This is a genomic window from Nostoc sp. 'Peltigera membranacea cyanobiont' 232, from assembly GCF_002245985.1.
GTDB lineage: Bacteria > Cyanobacteriota > Cyanobacteriia > Cyanobacteriales > Nostocaceae > Nostoc.
Map to the genome: position 1 here is coordinate 19823 of NZ_NOLK01000038.1, position 16961 is coordinate 36783.

The 16961-nt window shown below is 41.6% G+C and carries 9 protein-coding genes and 1 pseudogene; 8 read left to right on the top strand and 2 right to left on the bottom strand.

Features of this window, described 5'->3' with window-relative positions:
* Positions 1-33: 33 nt before the first annotated feature.
* The 3 genes from CDG79_RS15120 to CDG79_RS15130 all read left to right on the top strand — a co-directional run bounded on the left by CDG79_RS15120 (position 34) and on the right by CDG79_RS15130 (position 3767).
* The gene (locus CDG79_RS15120) at positions 34-756 is read left to right on the top strand and encodes a carbonic anhydrase (RefSeq protein WP_094342853.1); all 723 of its coding nucleotides are present in this window, start codon (positions 34-36) and stop codon (positions 754-756) included.
* 72 nt (positions 757-828) lie between these two features.
* Positions 829-2325 (top strand): NADH-quinone oxidoreductase subunit M, encoded by a 1497-nt coding sequence (locus CDG79_RS15125; protein ID WP_094342854.1) that lies wholly within the window; start codon positions 829-831, stop codon positions 2323-2325.
* Between the two features lie 134 nt (positions 2326-2459).
* Positions 2460-3767 carry a CO2 hydration protein gene (locus CDG79_RS15130; RefSeq protein WP_094342855.1) on the top strand — a complete coding sequence of 436 codons (1308 nt, stop codon included), beginning with the start codon at positions 2460-2462 and terminating at the stop codon, positions 3765-3767.
* 769 nt (positions 3768-4536) lie between these two features.
* On the opposite strand, the gene CDG79_RS15135 is transcribed toward CDG79_RS15130, so the two are convergent.
* The gene (locus tag CDG79_RS15135) at positions 4537-7044 is read right to left on the bottom strand and encodes a CPBP family glutamic-type intramembrane protease (protein WP_094342856.1); all 2508 of its coding nucleotides are present in this window, start codon (positions 7042-7044) and stop codon (positions 4537-4539) included.
* 484 nt (positions 7045-7528) lie between these two features.
* Here CDG79_RS15135 and CDG79_RS15140 point away from each other — a divergent pair, with 484 nt between their 5' ends.
* The 3 genes from CDG79_RS15140 to CDG79_RS15150 all read left to right on the top strand — a co-directional run bounded on the left by CDG79_RS15140 (position 7529) and on the right by CDG79_RS15150 (position 11138).
* Positions 7529-8587 (top strand): hypothetical protein, encoded by a 1059-nt coding sequence (locus CDG79_RS15140; RefSeq protein ID WP_094342857.1) that lies wholly within the window; start codon positions 7529-7531, stop codon positions 8585-8587.
* An 84-nt stretch (positions 8588-8671) separates the two neighbouring features.
* Positions 8672-9676 (top strand): pirin family protein, encoded by a 1005-nt coding sequence (locus CDG79_RS15145; protein WP_223278158.1) that lies wholly within the window; start codon positions 8672-8674, stop codon positions 9674-9676.
* A gap of 76 nt (positions 9677-9752) precedes the next feature.
* Positions 9753-11138, top strand: a complete 1386-nt coding sequence (locus CDG79_RS15150; protein ID WP_094342858.1) for an aromatic ring-hydroxylating dioxygenase subunit alpha — start codon at positions 9753-9755, stop codon at positions 11136-11138.
* 346 nt (positions 11139-11484) lie between these two features.
* Here the strand turns inward: CDG79_RS15150 and aspS are convergent, their stop codons facing one another.
* Positions 11485-13272, bottom strand: coding sequence for an aspartate--tRNA ligase (gene aspS / locus CDG79_RS15155; protein WP_094342859.1), 1788 nt, complete (start codon positions 13270-13272; stop codon positions 11485-11487).
* 233 nt (positions 13273-13505) lie between these two features.
* On the opposite strand from aspS, the gene CDG79_RS15160 reads away from it, so the two are divergent.
* Both CDG79_RS15160 and CDG79_RS15165 read left to right on the top strand, forming a co-directional pair.
* Complete coding sequence (locus tag CDG79_RS15160) at positions 13506-14153, top strand: type I restriction endonuclease subunit R (protein WP_094342860.1); 648 nt, start codon at positions 13506-13508, stop codon at positions 14151-14153.
* A 439-nt stretch (positions 14154-14592) separates the two neighbouring features.
* A pseudogene (locus CDG79_RS15165) lies at positions 14593-16718 on the top strand (pentapeptide repeat-containing protein).
* Positions 16719-16961 lie beyond the last annotated feature (243 nt).

Sequence of the window (16961 nt, forward strand, 5' to 3'; positions counted from 1 at the left end):
ACAAGCACACATTAATATTGTGAGGATAATTCCATGAGCAGACAACATCCACAAACCAATCTTTCTAGAAGAAGTTTATTCAAGTTTGGTGTAGGTGCGATCGGTACAGGGGTACTGACAGTTGGACTTGGCTCAAATTTACTTGCAGCCGAAAAAACTCCAGCAGCGCCAGCAGAAAATGATATTACCCCCGATAAGGCATTGCAAGAGTTATTAGAGGGGAATGAAAGATTTGTCAAAGCAAAACGTCGCAATCCCAACCAAACTCATTCACGTTTAGTCGAAGTTGCCAAAGGTCAGAAGCCTTTTGCTTCTATTTTAGGCTGTGCAGATTCACGTGTACCATCAGAGATTGTTTTTGACCAAGGACTTGGAGATTTATTTGTCTGTCGCATAGCTGGAAATATTGCCACAACACAGCAAATTGGTAGCTTAGAATTTGGCAGCTTAGTGTTAGGCACTAAAGTCATTATGGTAATGGGACATAAAAGATGTGGTGCGGTAGAAGCTGCTATTAAAGGCGCTCAAGTCCCAGGGCAAATTGGAACTTTGCTTGCAGCAATTCAACCAAGTGTAGAAAGTTCCAAAGGAAAATCAGGAGATAAGTTAGAAAATGTCTGTAAAGCAAATGTTTTAGCGCAAGTTGAAAAATTGAAGTCATCGTCAGTTTTATCTGAATTAATCAAGGCAGAAAAGCTGAAAATAGTTGGTAGTTATTACGATTTAGATACTGGCAGAATTAGTTTAGTAAGTTAGCTTTTTCGTCCTTTGTCATTAGTCATTGGTCATTACTAACGCACAAAGGACAAATAACAAAGGAGAAATATAATGTTAAGTGTTTTGATTTGGCTCCCTATTCTAGCCGCCGCTTTCATAGCAATATTACCTGTAAGTATCCCTAATCATCGGATTCGTTTAACAGCATTAATTTTTTCTGGGATAGTTCTTTTTTGGAATGTGTTGATATTGATAAAATTTGATATTAGTAATCCAGGAATGCAATTTAAAGAGTATTTACCCTGGAATGAAACCCTTGGATTGAACTATCAAATAGGTGTTGATGGGCTTTCTATATTAATGTTAGTGTTAAATAGCCTACTCACCTGGATTTCGATTTACAGCAGCAGTAAAGAAACTCAACGTCCCCGGCTGTTCTACTCCATGATTTTATTAGTGAGTGGTGGAGTTGCAGGTGCTTTTCTCGCTGAAAATTTACTGCTATTCTTCCTATTCTACGAACTAGAATTAATCCCCTTCTACTTACTAATTTCTATTTGGGGAGGGTCAAAACGGGGTTATGCTGGGATTAAATTCCTGATTTATACTGCGGTTTCGGGAGCATTAATTCTGGCGACATTCTTGGGTATGGTATGGCTGAGTGGTTCTACCAATTTTGCTTTTGATGCATTCTCTACAGAAAATCTGTCAATAGCAAAGCAAATCCTTTTACTAGCAGGAATAGTCTTAGGTTTTGGGATTAAAATTCCCTTAGTTCCCTTCCATACTTGGCTACCTGATGCTTATGTTGAAGCTTCAGCACCAATCGCCATTCTTCTCGGTGGCGTGTTGGCAAAACTAGGAACTTATGGATTGCTGCGATTTGGATTGGGGATGTTTCCCGATGCTTGGAGTATTATTGCACCGACTTTGGCGATTTGGGGAGCAATTAGCGCTATCTATGGGGCAGTAATTGCGATCGCTCAAAAAGATATCAAGCGCATGGTAGCATATAGTTCCGTTGGTCACATGGGCTATATCTTGCTAGGTGCTGCTGCCAGTACTTCCTTAGCACTCGTCGGTGTAGTCGCCCAAATGTTTAGTCACGGTATCATCCTGGCAATCCTCTTCCACTTGGTGGGAGTTGTAGAAGCCAAAGTTGGTACCCGCGAGTTAGATAAACTCAATGGTTTGATGAGTCCTATACGCGGTTTACCTCTAATTAGCGCTTTACTCGTTTTAAGTGGGATGGCTAGTGCAGGTATTCCCGGTTTAACAGGATTCATCGCGGAGTTTATCGTCTTTCAAGGTAGCTTTTCTATCTTTCCCATCCCAACTATTTTGTGTGTAGTAGCTAGTGGATTAACCGCAGTTTATTTTGTCATCCTCCTCAACCGTACTTGTTTTGGCAGACTCGATAATATCGCCTACTATCCCAAAGTCTTTTGGTCTGAAAAAATACCAGCTTTAATTTTGGCAGCTTTTATCATCTTTTTGGGAGTACAACCCACTTGGTTAGTGCGTTGGAGTGAATCCACAACTACAACAATGGTGGCCGCAATTCCCTCCTTAGAAAAAACCGTAATCTCTGAAGTAGCGCTGAAATAGTAAATAGATAAAAACACTTGTAGAGACGGCGATTTATCGCGTCTCAAAATCCATCCCCGCACACGCGATAAATTGCGTTTCAAAACCTATCCCCCAGACGCGATTTATCGCGTCTCTACCAAATTTAAATTACCATGACAGCAATTAAAACTGCGATTAAATTACCTCCTTCCAAACACGAATTTGCTGATGTAATTCACCGCTTAGAAGCTGGCGGTGCAATGTTACCCGATACTCCAGAAAATTTGATGCAAATCATCGGTTTATACAAAGCTTATGCTGTGCCGATGGATTTTTACTGGCGTGACCTACTTTATATTGCCGAACGTGAATTTTTAAACCCACTTCCGTTCTTTAAATACTTCTTACCCAAAGAGTATTTAGAACTGCATAATCATTACGCTGGCGATGATGCCGATTTACGAATTTGGCGCGGTGAAGCTACTGCACATCCAGAACTTTTGGCATTTATTGAGAAGGGTGAAACTTTCAAAATGCCGAAGTTGTTGCATCACTTGTTCCACGATCGCATTAACATGGAATTTGCGGAAGCTTGTATGCGGGCGATGTTGTGGCACAGAGGGATGGGGGGACAATTTGACCCTTACCTAGATTCTGAAGAATACAAAGCCAACGCTGACCGAGCAATTAAAGCTTACTTCCAAGGCAACCCCGTCATGCTGGGGCTTTACAAGCTGTTCCCAGATATGTTTTTGGAACAGTGCCGCCAGATGTCATACTACGCTAATCTGGGCTTATTCTGGGAAGTCATGGCCCCAGTGTTCTTTGAAATGTCCGATCGCTATGATGAAGGTACCATTACCAGCGTTCCAGAGGCAATGAGCTTCTTAGTTAATCGTATATTTGCGATCGCAGGTCGTCCGATTTACCATCATGTTTATATTCGTGGCGAATGCTACGAAATTGTCCCCAAATCCAAGGGTTTCATGTGGCTATATGAAGCTGCATTACCTTATGTCGAAGCGGTTTTCTACCGCACCGCACCCTTCCGAGGCACAAAATCTTATAATGCTCAAGCGCGTCAAATACCAGAAGACCAAAAAGACTTTCATTATGGTATTCTTTACGCTGATGTATTTCCAGTGGGTACTGCTGGTATTCCTCCCACATTATTAATGCAAGATATGTTGCATTTTTTGCCCCCGTATCTTATTGATTACTACAGCCAACATTGCCGGGGTGAAGAAGATATGTTGATTCAGTTGGGAGTGAGTTTTCAACGGTCAATGTACTGTGTCACTTCTGCGGTAATTCAAGCCTTGCGAACTGCACTTTTATATCCTTTAGATGACCAAAATCCCAAACATTTACAAGCAAATCGAGAATTTTTTGAAATGCAGCTAAATCGCTTTACTCGATCCGACTACAATATTCGTGATTCTGCTCGTTTAGGGAGTATTCAAAAGCAAGATTATAGATAAGATATCTCCCAAAAAAACCTTTTTTAGCCTTATTTTTACCCATATCCTTTACATCTGGATTAGATGATGTTTTAAAAGTATTGGGCGAATATAATGGGAGCATCTCAATGAGTGTAAAAATATCTTTTGCCCTTTGATTTTTGAACAAAATTAGGTATGTAGGGTGTGTTATAGCGGTGTGCAGTTCAGTGAGATACAAAAACTTTGCTGAAATGATTTGACAGCAAGGACTTTGGTGTTCTCATCCAATCGATAACCGCTATATAACGAAGTTCGTAACAGGTATTAAAACGTTCTAGATCCCCCTAAATCCCCCTTAATAAGGGGGACTTTGATTCTTGTACCTAAAATCACAGCGAAATACTTGTTCATTCATCCTCTAATCTCGACTTTATCCAAAATTAAAAACTCGGTTTTCTTTATCCGGCAAAAACCCTGGCTTTTTGGCACATACTTTTTCCACGTCACAGATTCTCGATGAATATCAAAAAGTAAAACTACTGTCCCATATAGGTTTCAGCTTAGGCGTTCGTGCAACGACTCCGCAGGAGTATCGCATTGCGAAAAAATGGATAAAGTCGAGCTAATATCATGTCTGGATAAATACTTGTCATTACGAACGCAGCGATAGCGAAGTGAAGTAATCGCAGAGTCAGCAGCGATTGCTTCGTTCCACTCCGTTTCACTCGCAATGACATATCGTAAGTGATTAAGCGGACTTGATATAACACACCCTACAATAATTTTATTTTTAGTTTAGAAATTGCCTCTAAGCTTTCTGATTTTTATCTAATTTTGTGATTCCTCCAAAAACAATTAACCAAACTACTACTACTACCCAGTGAATTAAAATTATCACCCACAAAGATCCTGTTAAGGTATATGCAACAGTACAGATAATTCCCAACAATGAAGTTAAAGTAAGAAAAACATGATTAAAAAATGTGGGAATTGCAGCTTTAAAAAATAATTTAGCATTCAATGGATGATATAAAATAAACAAGACTAAACTCACTAATGCCCATAAACTCCATTTTAACCAATTGGTGATTTCGCTAGGATGAGGAAGCAAAATAACTCGAAAAAAGAGTTCTTCAGTAATCGCAGGTGTAAACAAACAACGTAACGTTAATAAGCATTTTTCAATCCAATTTGCAGACCAAATTTTTACCTCTAAAAATCCCATTTTCCAGCCATAATGTATGGCAATAATACTATAAACTATCAGCAGTAAAACAATAACTAACCAATCTTGTTGTGTAGGAATTGCTAACGACGCTAGAACACGATTTAAAATAACTGAAAGTGGTGAAATATTAGTAAAGGGTATTTTAAATTGTCCTAAAAAGACTGTTGGTGCAATGGGTATAATATCGGATTGCCAACCACCTACTTGATTGGTTCGCAATACTTGCATAGTTGCACCATGTTTGAAAAATATTGTGGCGAGGTCGTCGTGTGCTTGTCTTGGCATTATTGTTCGCCATGTTGTCAAACCAGCCCAAATACTACCATCTTGAAATGGTTTCGTCGTTTTTCCGATTCCCGTACCTGCGAGTATACCTGCTTGACTCTGCCAATCAGCACGAATTATCCCCAAGGGTGCTAATTGTTGTTCTAAAGATTTACCTAATTCAACTAGCTGCTGAAAGCGTAATGCTTGTGGATGATTAGGGTTTGCGCGTACCCAAGTTTGAATTTGAGGAGTTTTAGCAACTTGGTTTTTAATTGCCATTATCGCAGCATAAAGTGCTTGGCTTGAGTCTTGGACGCATGATGTACCAGGTGATACCATTGCCCCACCAGTACCATCGCCAACGCGATAACGTGCCATTGTTACCTGTAATTGTTGCTGGAATTGCTTTAAAGGCGAAAGTTTAATACCATCAAAATCATAATCTTGCGTTACAGGATCGAATTTAATCAGAATATCTGATACTGGACGTGTTGCCAGCCAGCCACGTTGCAAATTCCCCATATAATCAGCCCATGTATGCGTTCCGGCAATAATTCCATCAGGGTTATGGGCATAAATTTGATGGTATTTAGTCTCAAAGCGTAATTCGTTAGTAAACTCGTCGCGGACAACTTCTGCAATTCCAAAAGCGAAATGTCCGGTGATAGTATAAGGTACTGCGATCGCTTCAGCTTTACGTCCGCCAATTCCACCGAATAAGTGTAGTACAATCGCTTTATCGCCCTGTTGCCATTTTGATATAGATGTTTCTACAGGTTTTAACAAGGCAGTATTTAATTTACCTTTATTTTTATCAGTATTTTGCCAATTTACCTCTTTGATATAATTTATCCCTAATTCTTTCCCAGTAATGATTTGATGGGGTTGAATTTGAAATAGAGAACGAGGTGCAAGGGCGCTTACTATAAATACAGCATTTGCATCTTTAGCACCATAAATATACCAACCATCTTCACCCGCAGGTGATTTTTCGATTTGCTGCGGACTTGAAGGCGCAAAGTTTCGCGTATCTATTGCTTGTTGGGGAATACGAATAGTTTCTTGAATGCCATCAAATTTATTTGAGTTGGGGTTATAGTGCTGTACAGAGAAATAATCCCTATCCTGCTTATCATTTGTAGATAAAAGGCTTTCGTCGCTAGATTTAATCGGTTTAATTATTTTTACCAACCCATAAAATCTACCAGTTGCCAAAACAGGTTCGCGTCCAATTTGCAAAATAGCTTGTTCTCGATTTGCATCAATTATTGTATTTGCATCTAAAGCAACAATTGCATCATCATGAGGATTTGCACCAGCCAAAGAACGTAAAATCCCTACCTGACGAACTCCATTTAGTCGAAAAGGATGAATATTACCTTGGTTTTGACTTTTAATAACTTCCGAAGTGAAGTTTATATCTCGCGTTACAGCTTTAACTTTAGCAAGCAAATCTTCATTCTTTTTCCACTCTAGACGCACAATCTTTCCTAGCAAATTTTGTGCTGTCGGTGGTGCATATTGCACTTCCATCCATACCCAATCTAAACCATCTTGTAATTGCTGTTTTGTTGGTAGTATTAATCTTCCTACCCAGTCACCAATAGGTTTGTAAAGTTTGGCAGATGGAATTTGTGCAACTGGGTAGAAATCAGATTGATTAAAATTTTGTCGAGTATGTATCGCGTAATTGCTTTCTTTTGGTACTAGCTGGGGTTCTCTTAAGGAGAATTGCCACCGTGCAATTACTGCTATGAATACTAGGAGTAAAAATATCGTAAACACTAGCCTGATTTTTAAACTCAATCCACGCCAAATCATATATAGGAATCCGGTTTGATTTATGAAAAGATCCGTAGGGGAGCCAGTCGTGTGGGCGGGTTTCCCGACTTGGGCGGTAGCTACGTTAGCGTAGCGTCTCCGTCAGCAGAAGGAGCGTCACTGGCGTTGTGTTAGCACGGAGAGTACGGCACCAAACCCTCGATAATGGTGCGTTACGAACTGCGTTCTAACACACCCTACAATACCTAATTTTGTCCAAATTTCGTCAATTGGATTAAGCTTCTTCAATCACCCAAGATTCTGGATATTCCAAGAGCAGCTTTTTGGGAGTGGCGAAAATTTCGTGAAAATAGCTAATTTTAACCAAAATTTTAACTAATTGTCATTTTTTTAGTTATACCCAATTGCTAGAGTGGATTTCACACCCACTTTTGTGATGCCGCGTAATCCAAACAATCTATGCATCGAAAATTTGACGGCGCATGGGTTTCAATCATTAATTCTTCTCAGAGATTATCAAATAATGAAATGTAAAGCAATATCTTCTTGGGCGATCGCAAAGCTGTCTTTTGCCTGCGGCATCAGTTTATTGAGTGCGAAATTGGTAGCGGCCGCTGTTACCTACAGCCCATGGCCTAGCACCACAACTGTAGTCACTGCTGATGGCTCTAACCAGTTCGGTGGTAATCTTAGCGGTTTGTTCTACGACCCTGCGACTGGAACCCAACAAGCGGTGTTGTGGGCGGTGCAAAATTCACCATCAAAACTCTACAACATGGTTTGGAATGGTAGCACTTTTGTCAAAAATACTACTAATGGTTGGAGTTCTGGAAAAACGTTGCGCTATCCCAATGGGACTGGTGCGCCGGATTCGGAAGGCGTAACCAAAGCCGAGCTTTCTTCAACAACTATCTATGTCTCTACTGAGCGAGATGGTAGCGGCTCGAACCGCTTCAGCGTACTGAGTTATGACAGCAGCAGCAGTGCCACCACCCTCAATGCCATCAAGGAATGGAACTTAACTTCTAATTTACCGACAGTTAGCTCCACTAATCTAGGTTTGGAAGCGATCGCCTGGGTTCCAGATAGTTATTTGCAGGCTAATGGATTCATAGACGAAAGTACCAATCAGCCGTACAACCCAGCCAATTATCCGTTACACGGCACGGGATTGTTTTTCGTTGGACTGGAAGCGAATGGACAAATTTACGCCTACGCGCTCAACTCTGACTCTACGTATCAGAGGATCGCTACCATTGCCAGTGGTAATACGAAGATTATGGATTTATCCTTCGATCGCGATAATGAGACTTTATGGGCGTATTGCGATGACAATTGCAGCAACCGCTCAACTTTACTCGCCATTGATACCACTGTTGGCTCGCCAACGAAAGGCAAATTCATCATCAGCAAGGGTTACGAACGTCCAAGTTCGATGTCAAATATTAACAATGAAGGCATCGCCATTGCGCCCAATTCTGAATGCATCAGTAATCTAAAACAGTTCTTCTGGGCGGATGATTCCGAAACTAGCGGTCATGCAATCCGTCGGGGAACAATTCCTTGTGGACGATTGTTTTAAGCTTGAGGCAAGTGACTCTTCCTGATTTGACTGCTGTGAAGTTCCCTCCCGCGATCCTGTCTCCAAACGATTAGGTAAATTCGGATGAGCGATCGCACGAAGTATCCAACCGAGGCGATCGCACAAACAAATAACTCACAAAGGTTAGCTTTTTCTGGTGGATCTACTTATAATAATTCCAGCATTTACCAATTACCTCCACTTATGGCAATACTTCAACTGATTGAACCTGAAGTTAAAGATTTGGGTGGGTTTGTTGCCCGTCGCAGTTTGCCATATCTTAATCGTCAAATGGTTGGGCCGTTTATTTTCTTCGATCATCTTGGCCCATCCGTTTTACCACCCCACAAAGGTATCGATGTTCGACCACATCCTCATATCAATCTCGCCACCGTAACTTACTTATTTGATGGTGCTTTGATGCACCGCGATAGTTTAGGCACTGTGCAGGAAATTCAACTGGGTGCTGTAAACTGGATGACGGCGGGAAAGGGGATTGTACATTCAGAGCGATCGCCCGATATCGACCGTCAAAATGAAGCTACCATTCATGGCATTCAAACCTGGGTCGCCTTGCCTGTGGAATACGAAGAAACCGACCCAAGTTTCACTCATTATCCAGCTGTTACCCTTCCTACCTGGGAAGAGAATGGTGCTATCATCAAACTGATAGCAGGACAAGCCTTTGGCTACACCTCACCTGTCAAAGTTTTCTCACCTATTCTCTATTTAGATGTAGTGCTGTCTGCCAATGCTCATTTTACTATCCCCACAGGTTATTCAGAGAGGGCAGTATACAGCGTCACAGAAGGTTTGAGTATTAATGAGCAACCGCTAGAGCCATATCGCCTCGCCATCCTAGAGCCGGTGGATGAAGTCAGGGTTTCTGCTGCTGCTGCTGCTCGGTGTATTGTTATTGGTGGTGAACCATTGGGTACACGTTACAAATGGTGGAATTTTGTTTCTAGCCGACCAGAGCGGATTGAGCAAGCAAAAGCCGATTGGCGGGATTACCGCTTTGCTAGCGTGGCAGATGAAACAGAGTTTATTCCACTGCCAGAAGTGGTAGTAGAGGCTAATCCCCTGTAGTATTAGTCTTGGTGTCGGGGGTGGAAGTAGGCGATCGCAATCCTAATTAAAAAAGTTGAATACATTAGCGAATTTGATGGTAAATAACTTCTCCTGGACTAAACAGTGGTATCCAATAACTCCCCTCAGCTATCTAGAACCCTCTTATCCGACCCCCATTACTTTGCTTGGAAAAAAGCTGGTAATTTGGAGAGACAAACATCAAAATTGGGTAGTGATGGATGATACTTGTCCCCATAAATTGGCGCAGTTATCTTTAGGAAGTATCAATGAAAATGGAAACCTAATGTGTCGTCATCATGGTTGGTGTTTTGATGGGGCAGGAAAATGTACAAATATTCCCATGCTGAGTGATGAAAAGGCTTTAAAAGTTGCCTGTAATAGCGAGCGATCGCAAGTAACAACATACCCGACTCAAGTGCTACAAGAATTACTATGGATCTGGGCAGATAATAGTCCTACTGCTTTTGAAGATAGCACTTCAAAGCAACCTGCCCTGATGCCAGAATCTCAACTTGATAGCTCGTTGACCGATTGGTTTATGTCAGAAGTTCCTGTTGGTTACACTGTCTCTGTTGAAAGTAGTTTTGACCCTTCTCATGCCCAATTTTTGCATGAAGGAATTGCTGGATTTTCACCGGAACGAGCTATCCCTATAGAACATTTTGAAGTATTGGGAGAAATATCTGCTGAAGATGGTTTTACTTTAAAGCATTCTGGTTACAATATTTTTAACAAAGATATGGATGCGACTCGGAAGTTCAGTCCACCTTGTTCTAATACAACAATCTACAAATATTCTAACGGTAAATCTGCTTTATTTCAGTTATATTTTGTGCCCACAAAATCAGGTTCATGTAAGCAAATTGGTAAGTTCATTGCTGATAGCCTTCCACAAAAACGTAATTTTTGGTTTGAGCTTCTACCCAAATATTTACAAACTGGGTTAAAACATTCATCTAGTTATAAGTTGAGTAACCAAGATTTATCAATGATGCACTCCCAAGCTGTTAACGAATCTGCGATCGATAAAACTTGGCAAAAGTCATATTTTATGCCTTCAATAGCTGACGTTGGCATCGTTACTTTTCGCAAATGGTTAGATGAGTTTGGCGGTGGTAAACCTGCATGGCAGGGAGTAGCAGAAGCACCTTTTCAAGAATTAAGCGATGAGGAATTATACGATATCTGGCACAGACATACAAAGCATTGCCCTAGTTGTCGGCAATCTTTAGTTTTGATAAATAAAGTCAAAAACTTTTGTCAAAATTTTACGCTCGGATTGACAATTATAGCGTTGTTGCTAATCGGAATTAATCTACCTACAAACATAGTTATCATACCAGTTTTACTGGGTATATTAAGTTTAATTTGTGACTATAAATTAGACTCAATTCGAGAACGCTTTCTCAGCAGCATTCCCAAAAAAGGTGTTTTTTCAGTACATAGTATATTTAACTAATGTAGGAATCCGATTTGAATCAATACGGTTCGGATAAGATCCCCCCGCCTGCGGCGACCCCCTTTTTAAGGGGGTAAAGATTAGAAAAAGCCCCCCTTTTTAAGGGGTTGGGGGGATATTCGAGAGACGAACACGTTAACCGAACCGGATTGCGATTTGAATGGTGAAAAAAATAAGTATTGTAGGGTGCGTTAGGATGAAATCCGTAACGCACCCTAGATGTCTAATCATACGAGGTACATCATACTCCCCTCTTCGCTTGCGGCGGGGTGGGGTTCTTCAGAGTTAGAGAGAAACTGACCCATAAAGGCTTACTTTCACTTTCTGTACTACCCTTGCGCTTTATTTAAGACTTTGGTTTATAAGTCGAAGCAACGTGCAATTCTTTCAACTGTTTTGCATCTACACTCGAAGGTGCATCTGTTAACAAACAACGCGCTTGTTGTGTCTTCGGAAAAGCAATGACATCTCGAATGGATTCTTCTCCAGCTAGCAACATTACCAAACGATCTAAACCGTAGGCGATGCCACCATGCGGCGGTGTACCATATTCAAATGCTTCCAAGAGAAAACCAAATTTACTTTGTGCTTCTTCAGGAGATAAACCGATCGCTTCAAACACCTGCTGTTGAATTTCTCGCTGATAAATTCGCAGACTTCCGCCGCCAACTTCTACGCCGTTGAGTATCAAGTCGTAAGCTTGGGCGCGTGCTGTTTTTAAATCACTCAAATCATCAGGATGGGGTGCTGTGAATGGGTGGTGGAGTGCTTCTAAACGTTTTTCATCAGCATTCCACTCGAACATGGGGAAATCTGTAATCCACAGCAAGTTGATTTTTTCTGGATCGATTAAATCAAACTCTTTAGCGATCGCTTGCCGTAATCTATCTAATGTTTTATTAACTGTACCAGCTTCCCCTGCCCCAAACAACAGCAAATGTCCAGCTTTTGCACCTGTACGCCGCAAAATTTCTTGTTTTTGTTCAATGCTGAGGTTGTCTTTAATCGCCCCAATAGTATCAATTTCGCCATCATCCCTAACACGGATATAAGCTAAACCTCTAGCACCGGCTTCGCTGGCTTCTTTGAATAAATCGCCACCTGGTTTAATACGGACGTTAGAAATTACATCGTTACCGTTAGGAATCGGTAGAATTTTGACGATACCACCATTGGTAACAGTATCCCGAAAGACTTTGAAACCAGACTCTTTGACAATATCTGAGACATCAACTAATTCCAAACCATAGCGGGTATCTGGTTTATCACTCCCGTAGCGTTCCATCCCCTCAGCGTAAGTGAGGCGGGGGAAAGGGCGCTGTAACTCAATTCCTTTAACGGTTTTGAAGATATGGCAAACTAAGTTTTCATTCAGTTCGATAATTTCTTCTTGGGACATGAAGCTCATTTCCATGTCCAACTGAGTAAATTCTGGTTGTCTGTCGGCGCGTAAATCCTCGTCACGAAAGCAACGCGCAATCTGATAATATCTATCTAAACCGGATACCATCAGCAATTGTTTAAATAGCTGGGGTGATTGCGGCAAAGCATACCACTCACCAGGATTGACGCGACTGGGTAGAACATAATCCCGCGCCCCTTCTGGGGTAGAACGGGTAAGTATTGGGGTTTCGACTTCAATAAAACCTTCCAAATCTTCCAAATAACGCCGCATGGCTTTAACAATTTGATGACGCAGTTGCAAATTTTGCGCCATGCGATCGCGTCGCAAATCCAAATAACGATATTTTAGCCGCAAGTCTTCGCGCACTGTCTCGGTATCAACTACGGAAACTTGGAAAGGTAACTGTTTGCGGACAGCATTCAGGAGTTGAATTTTATCGGCATAGATTTCTACCTCGCCTGTGGGGATGCGGGTATTCAGCGATTCTTCGGGACGGTGCGTTACCCTACCAGTGATTTCGACAACATATTCATTTCGCAGGGCGTTCGCCTGTTCGTAAGAATCTGGGGTGCGTTGCGGATCGCTGACGATTTGGACAATTCCAGAGCGATCGCGTAAATCTAAAAATATCACACCACCGTGATCGCGGCGACGGTCTACCCATCCGTAAAAGGTAACAGTTTCTCCAATATGTTCTTTTCGGAGTTCGCCGCAATAATGAGTTCGCATAAGTCTTAGTTATTGTTTCCGGGCTAGATTGGGAAGAAAATGTCAAAGCCTTCCCATTATCTAGCATCAATAGTAATTGTAGTAGTTCTAGTGAAATAAAAAATTGAATAATCTCACACTATATATAAAAGTAGTTGAGTAGCTGCGATCGCCAAAAGAAAAAATTATGCTAGTCAAGGCTTGGCTATTTTGATGGCTTATATAGATAGGAAGCAAGACTAAAATCAAAAGCTATGACACAGACAGCAGCAATTACAGAAGCGATTACCAGCTTAACAGATGCCCATACTCGATTTGGTTTAGTCCGCATTGAAGACGAGCAGTTTTTCCCGGAGTGGTTTGAGGGATTACCTCAAATTACTGAAGCTGAAAAAACCTCACTGGATGTACTGCGGCGCAGATATCTATATCATCGTGGCGAAGGTGATTTGTTAGAGGGGACAGTGATGTTGTTAGTGGTATCTCCCTTGCTTGCACTAGCAGGATTTTACGATCCTCCCTTTAAAATTGCCGCCGAGTCATCAGTAGAGTTAGTGCTGAATGATGGAGAAGAAGTACTGCGTGGACGGATTGACGTTCTAGTGCTGCAAAATCAGTTGTGGGTGATGGTGTTAAAGTCTAAAAAAACTACGCTTTCGGTTTGGTCAGCTTTGCCACAAGCACTAGCTTATTTGATGGCTAACCCTCAACCTGATAAACCTGTCTTTGGGATGTTGACTAACGGGGACGATATTTTATTTATTAAATTGAGGCAAACACCTACTCCTCAATACGAACTCTCACGGGTCTTTGCCCTGTTTACCTCTGCTAGAGAGGTGTATGAAATATTACAAATTCTTAAAAGTATCGGTCAAGCGATATTTAAGACAGGCCGTGTCTAAGAGGATGTTTGAAAAGTCCTCTTGTTAGTAGCAAAACGTTCTAGATCCCCCTAAATCCCCCTTAAAAAGGGGGACTTTAATTCCGGTTCCCCCCTTTTTAAGGGGGGTTAGGGGGGATCAACAAGTGCCTAAAATCACAGTTAACTACTTTTCAAACAACCTCTAAGCACCTTTATAAGCTTTACTACTCTTAGTGAGTAGTATTATAAGGTAGACCGCTCGCATAAGTTCTGAAGTTGCTCCCGTTATGAGATAGACCGCTATAGTTGCAATATTGATGAAAATTTCACCAAATCGGGAATATTGCACAGCAAACTTGTATAAAATCTCAGTGATGCCAATTCTCTAAAATCTATCAACAGATTTAAACCCCCAAACCCAGATTTAATCTGACTTTCTAAATTACGAATTACGAATTACGAATTACGAATTAGTGATTATGCCGCCAGACTACTCCGGTCAAAATCTTCGAGGTCGCTCTTTTAAAGGTCAAAACCTGACTGGGGCAAACTTTAGCAAGGCAGATATTAGAGGAGCAAACTTTACCAACGCGATTCTTAAAGAGGCTGACTTCACAGGTGGTAAGCTGATGTGCATCTAAATTGTATAGTACGAAAACGTAAAATTATTGTAGTGCGGGCATCTTGCCCGCATCGCATATACAAATTAAATACGCAACAGCTTAACGCTGGACTACAGCGACGTTGGACTATTGGGTTGCTTATAGCCTCATGGCTGCTATCGGGAATATCAGGGTTTTTCTCAATCTTAGATGGTGTATTGGTCGCATATATTTTTGATATCAAAAGCACTCAAAACGTCATCATCGGGATAGTTTCCCTAATTGTGATACTGGTTTTTTTTATTATTACCATTCGTAAGAGTCTAACAGTAGGTTTAGTAGCCTTCGCCGGAGCCGGAGCCGGAGCCGGAGCCGTAGCCGGAGCCTTCGCCATAGCCGGAGCCTTCGCCGGAGCCGGAGCCATAGCCGGAGCCGGAGCCTTCGCCTTCGCCTTCGCCGCAGCCTTCGCCGGAGCTTTCGCCGTAGCCGGAGCTTTCGCCGCAGCCTTCGCCTTCGCCTTCGCCGTAGCCAGAGCCGGAGCCGGAGCCTTCGCCGGAGCCTTTACATTATTTAGCGCTTACATTGGCTGGCGTAGTTTAATGGGAGATGAAAAAGATGCTTGGATTCGCTCATTAGCTCTCGCCTTTGCTGCGACAGGTGGAACTAGCTTCCGCAATGCCGATTTAACCGATGCTGATTTTACTGGTGCAACCCTGAAAAACACAGATTTTAGAAAAGCAAACCTAACACGCACCCGTTTTTATGAAGCAAAAAAACTTGACTTTGCCAGAGTTGACGACACCATATTAACTAAATTAGCTGTTATAAAATTACTCGTCACTGGTAATGGTCGAGGAAAATCTTATGCTGGTGCAAACCTGAAAGGCGCTAACCTGATAGGTGCAGATTTAAAAGAAGCGAATCTAAAAGATGTTGATATTACAGAAGCCACCTTCCAAGGCGCTTGTTTAGAGCGGGCAAACCTAACTTTAGCTCAAGCTGTAGGTACTAACTTCACCATCGCCCAAATGACAGGTGCTTGTGTCGAAGCGTGGAATATTGAAAGTACAACCAAATTAGATAATATAGATTGTCGCTTTATCTATCTTTTAGAGCATCCCAAGCCTGAAACAGACGACCGCGAACGCCGTCCCAGTAGTGGCGACTTTCAACCAGGAGAATTTACTAAACTCTTTGAAAAGGTTTTAAATACTGTTGATTTGATTTTCCGCGATGGTATCGACTGGAAAGCTTTTGTTAGCGCCTTCCAAACAGTAAAAAATCAAAATGAAGACACAGAATTAGCTCTACAGAGTATTGAAAATAAAGGTGATGGCGTAGTAGTCGTTAAAGTTGGTGTGCCTGATAGTGCTGATAAAGAAAAGATTCATAGCGATTTTACACAAAATTATCAACTGGCACTGCAAGCTGTAGAAGAAAAATATAAAGCACAATTACAAGCTAAAGATGAGCAAATAGTCGTTTATCGCCAACAAAGTGGAGATATGGCAGAGATTGTAAAATTATTAGCGAGTAAACCAATTAATGTTCAAGTTGACAATAAAGTAGAGAATAAAAATATGACTAACAGCAATGATGCCAGCCGCAAAATTGAAATTGGCAGTGTAGGCAGAGATTTTAATGCCAGTGGACAAGCTTTAAATTTAGGTGATATTAGCGGTACAGTAACAAATACCATCAACGAGTTACCAGCATCTCCCGAACCAGATAAACCGGGAATTAAGGAATTGTTGACGCAATTACAAGCAGCAATTGAAGCTGATACAAATTTACCTCAAGAAGATAAAGCTGAGGCATTAGAACAGGTAAAAGCCTTAGCAGAAGCCGGGAAAAGTCCTCAAGAAGGGGCGATGCAAAAGGCGGCGAAAACGGCAATAAAGATTTTAAAAGGAACAATTTCTAGTTTACCCAGTGCCACAAAGTTGGTTGAACAGTGCAGCAATCTGTTACCGTTGATTTCAAATTTTTTGGGTTTAGGGTAGCGTGTCAAGATTTATCGCGTAACCCCTGAGATATCTCACCCTGGTTATGCTACGCAAAACCTGTCCCTCTCCTTAGTAAGGCTACGGTGTACACACANTCTCTGTAGAAACCCAAAATCGTTGGAGATCCCCCTAAATCCCCCTTAAAAAGGGGGACTTTAAGAGACTTTTGCCCCCCTTTTTAAGGGGGGTTGGGGGGATCAAAAGCCTATGAGGCCACTCTCAAAGACTTGTGTGTACACC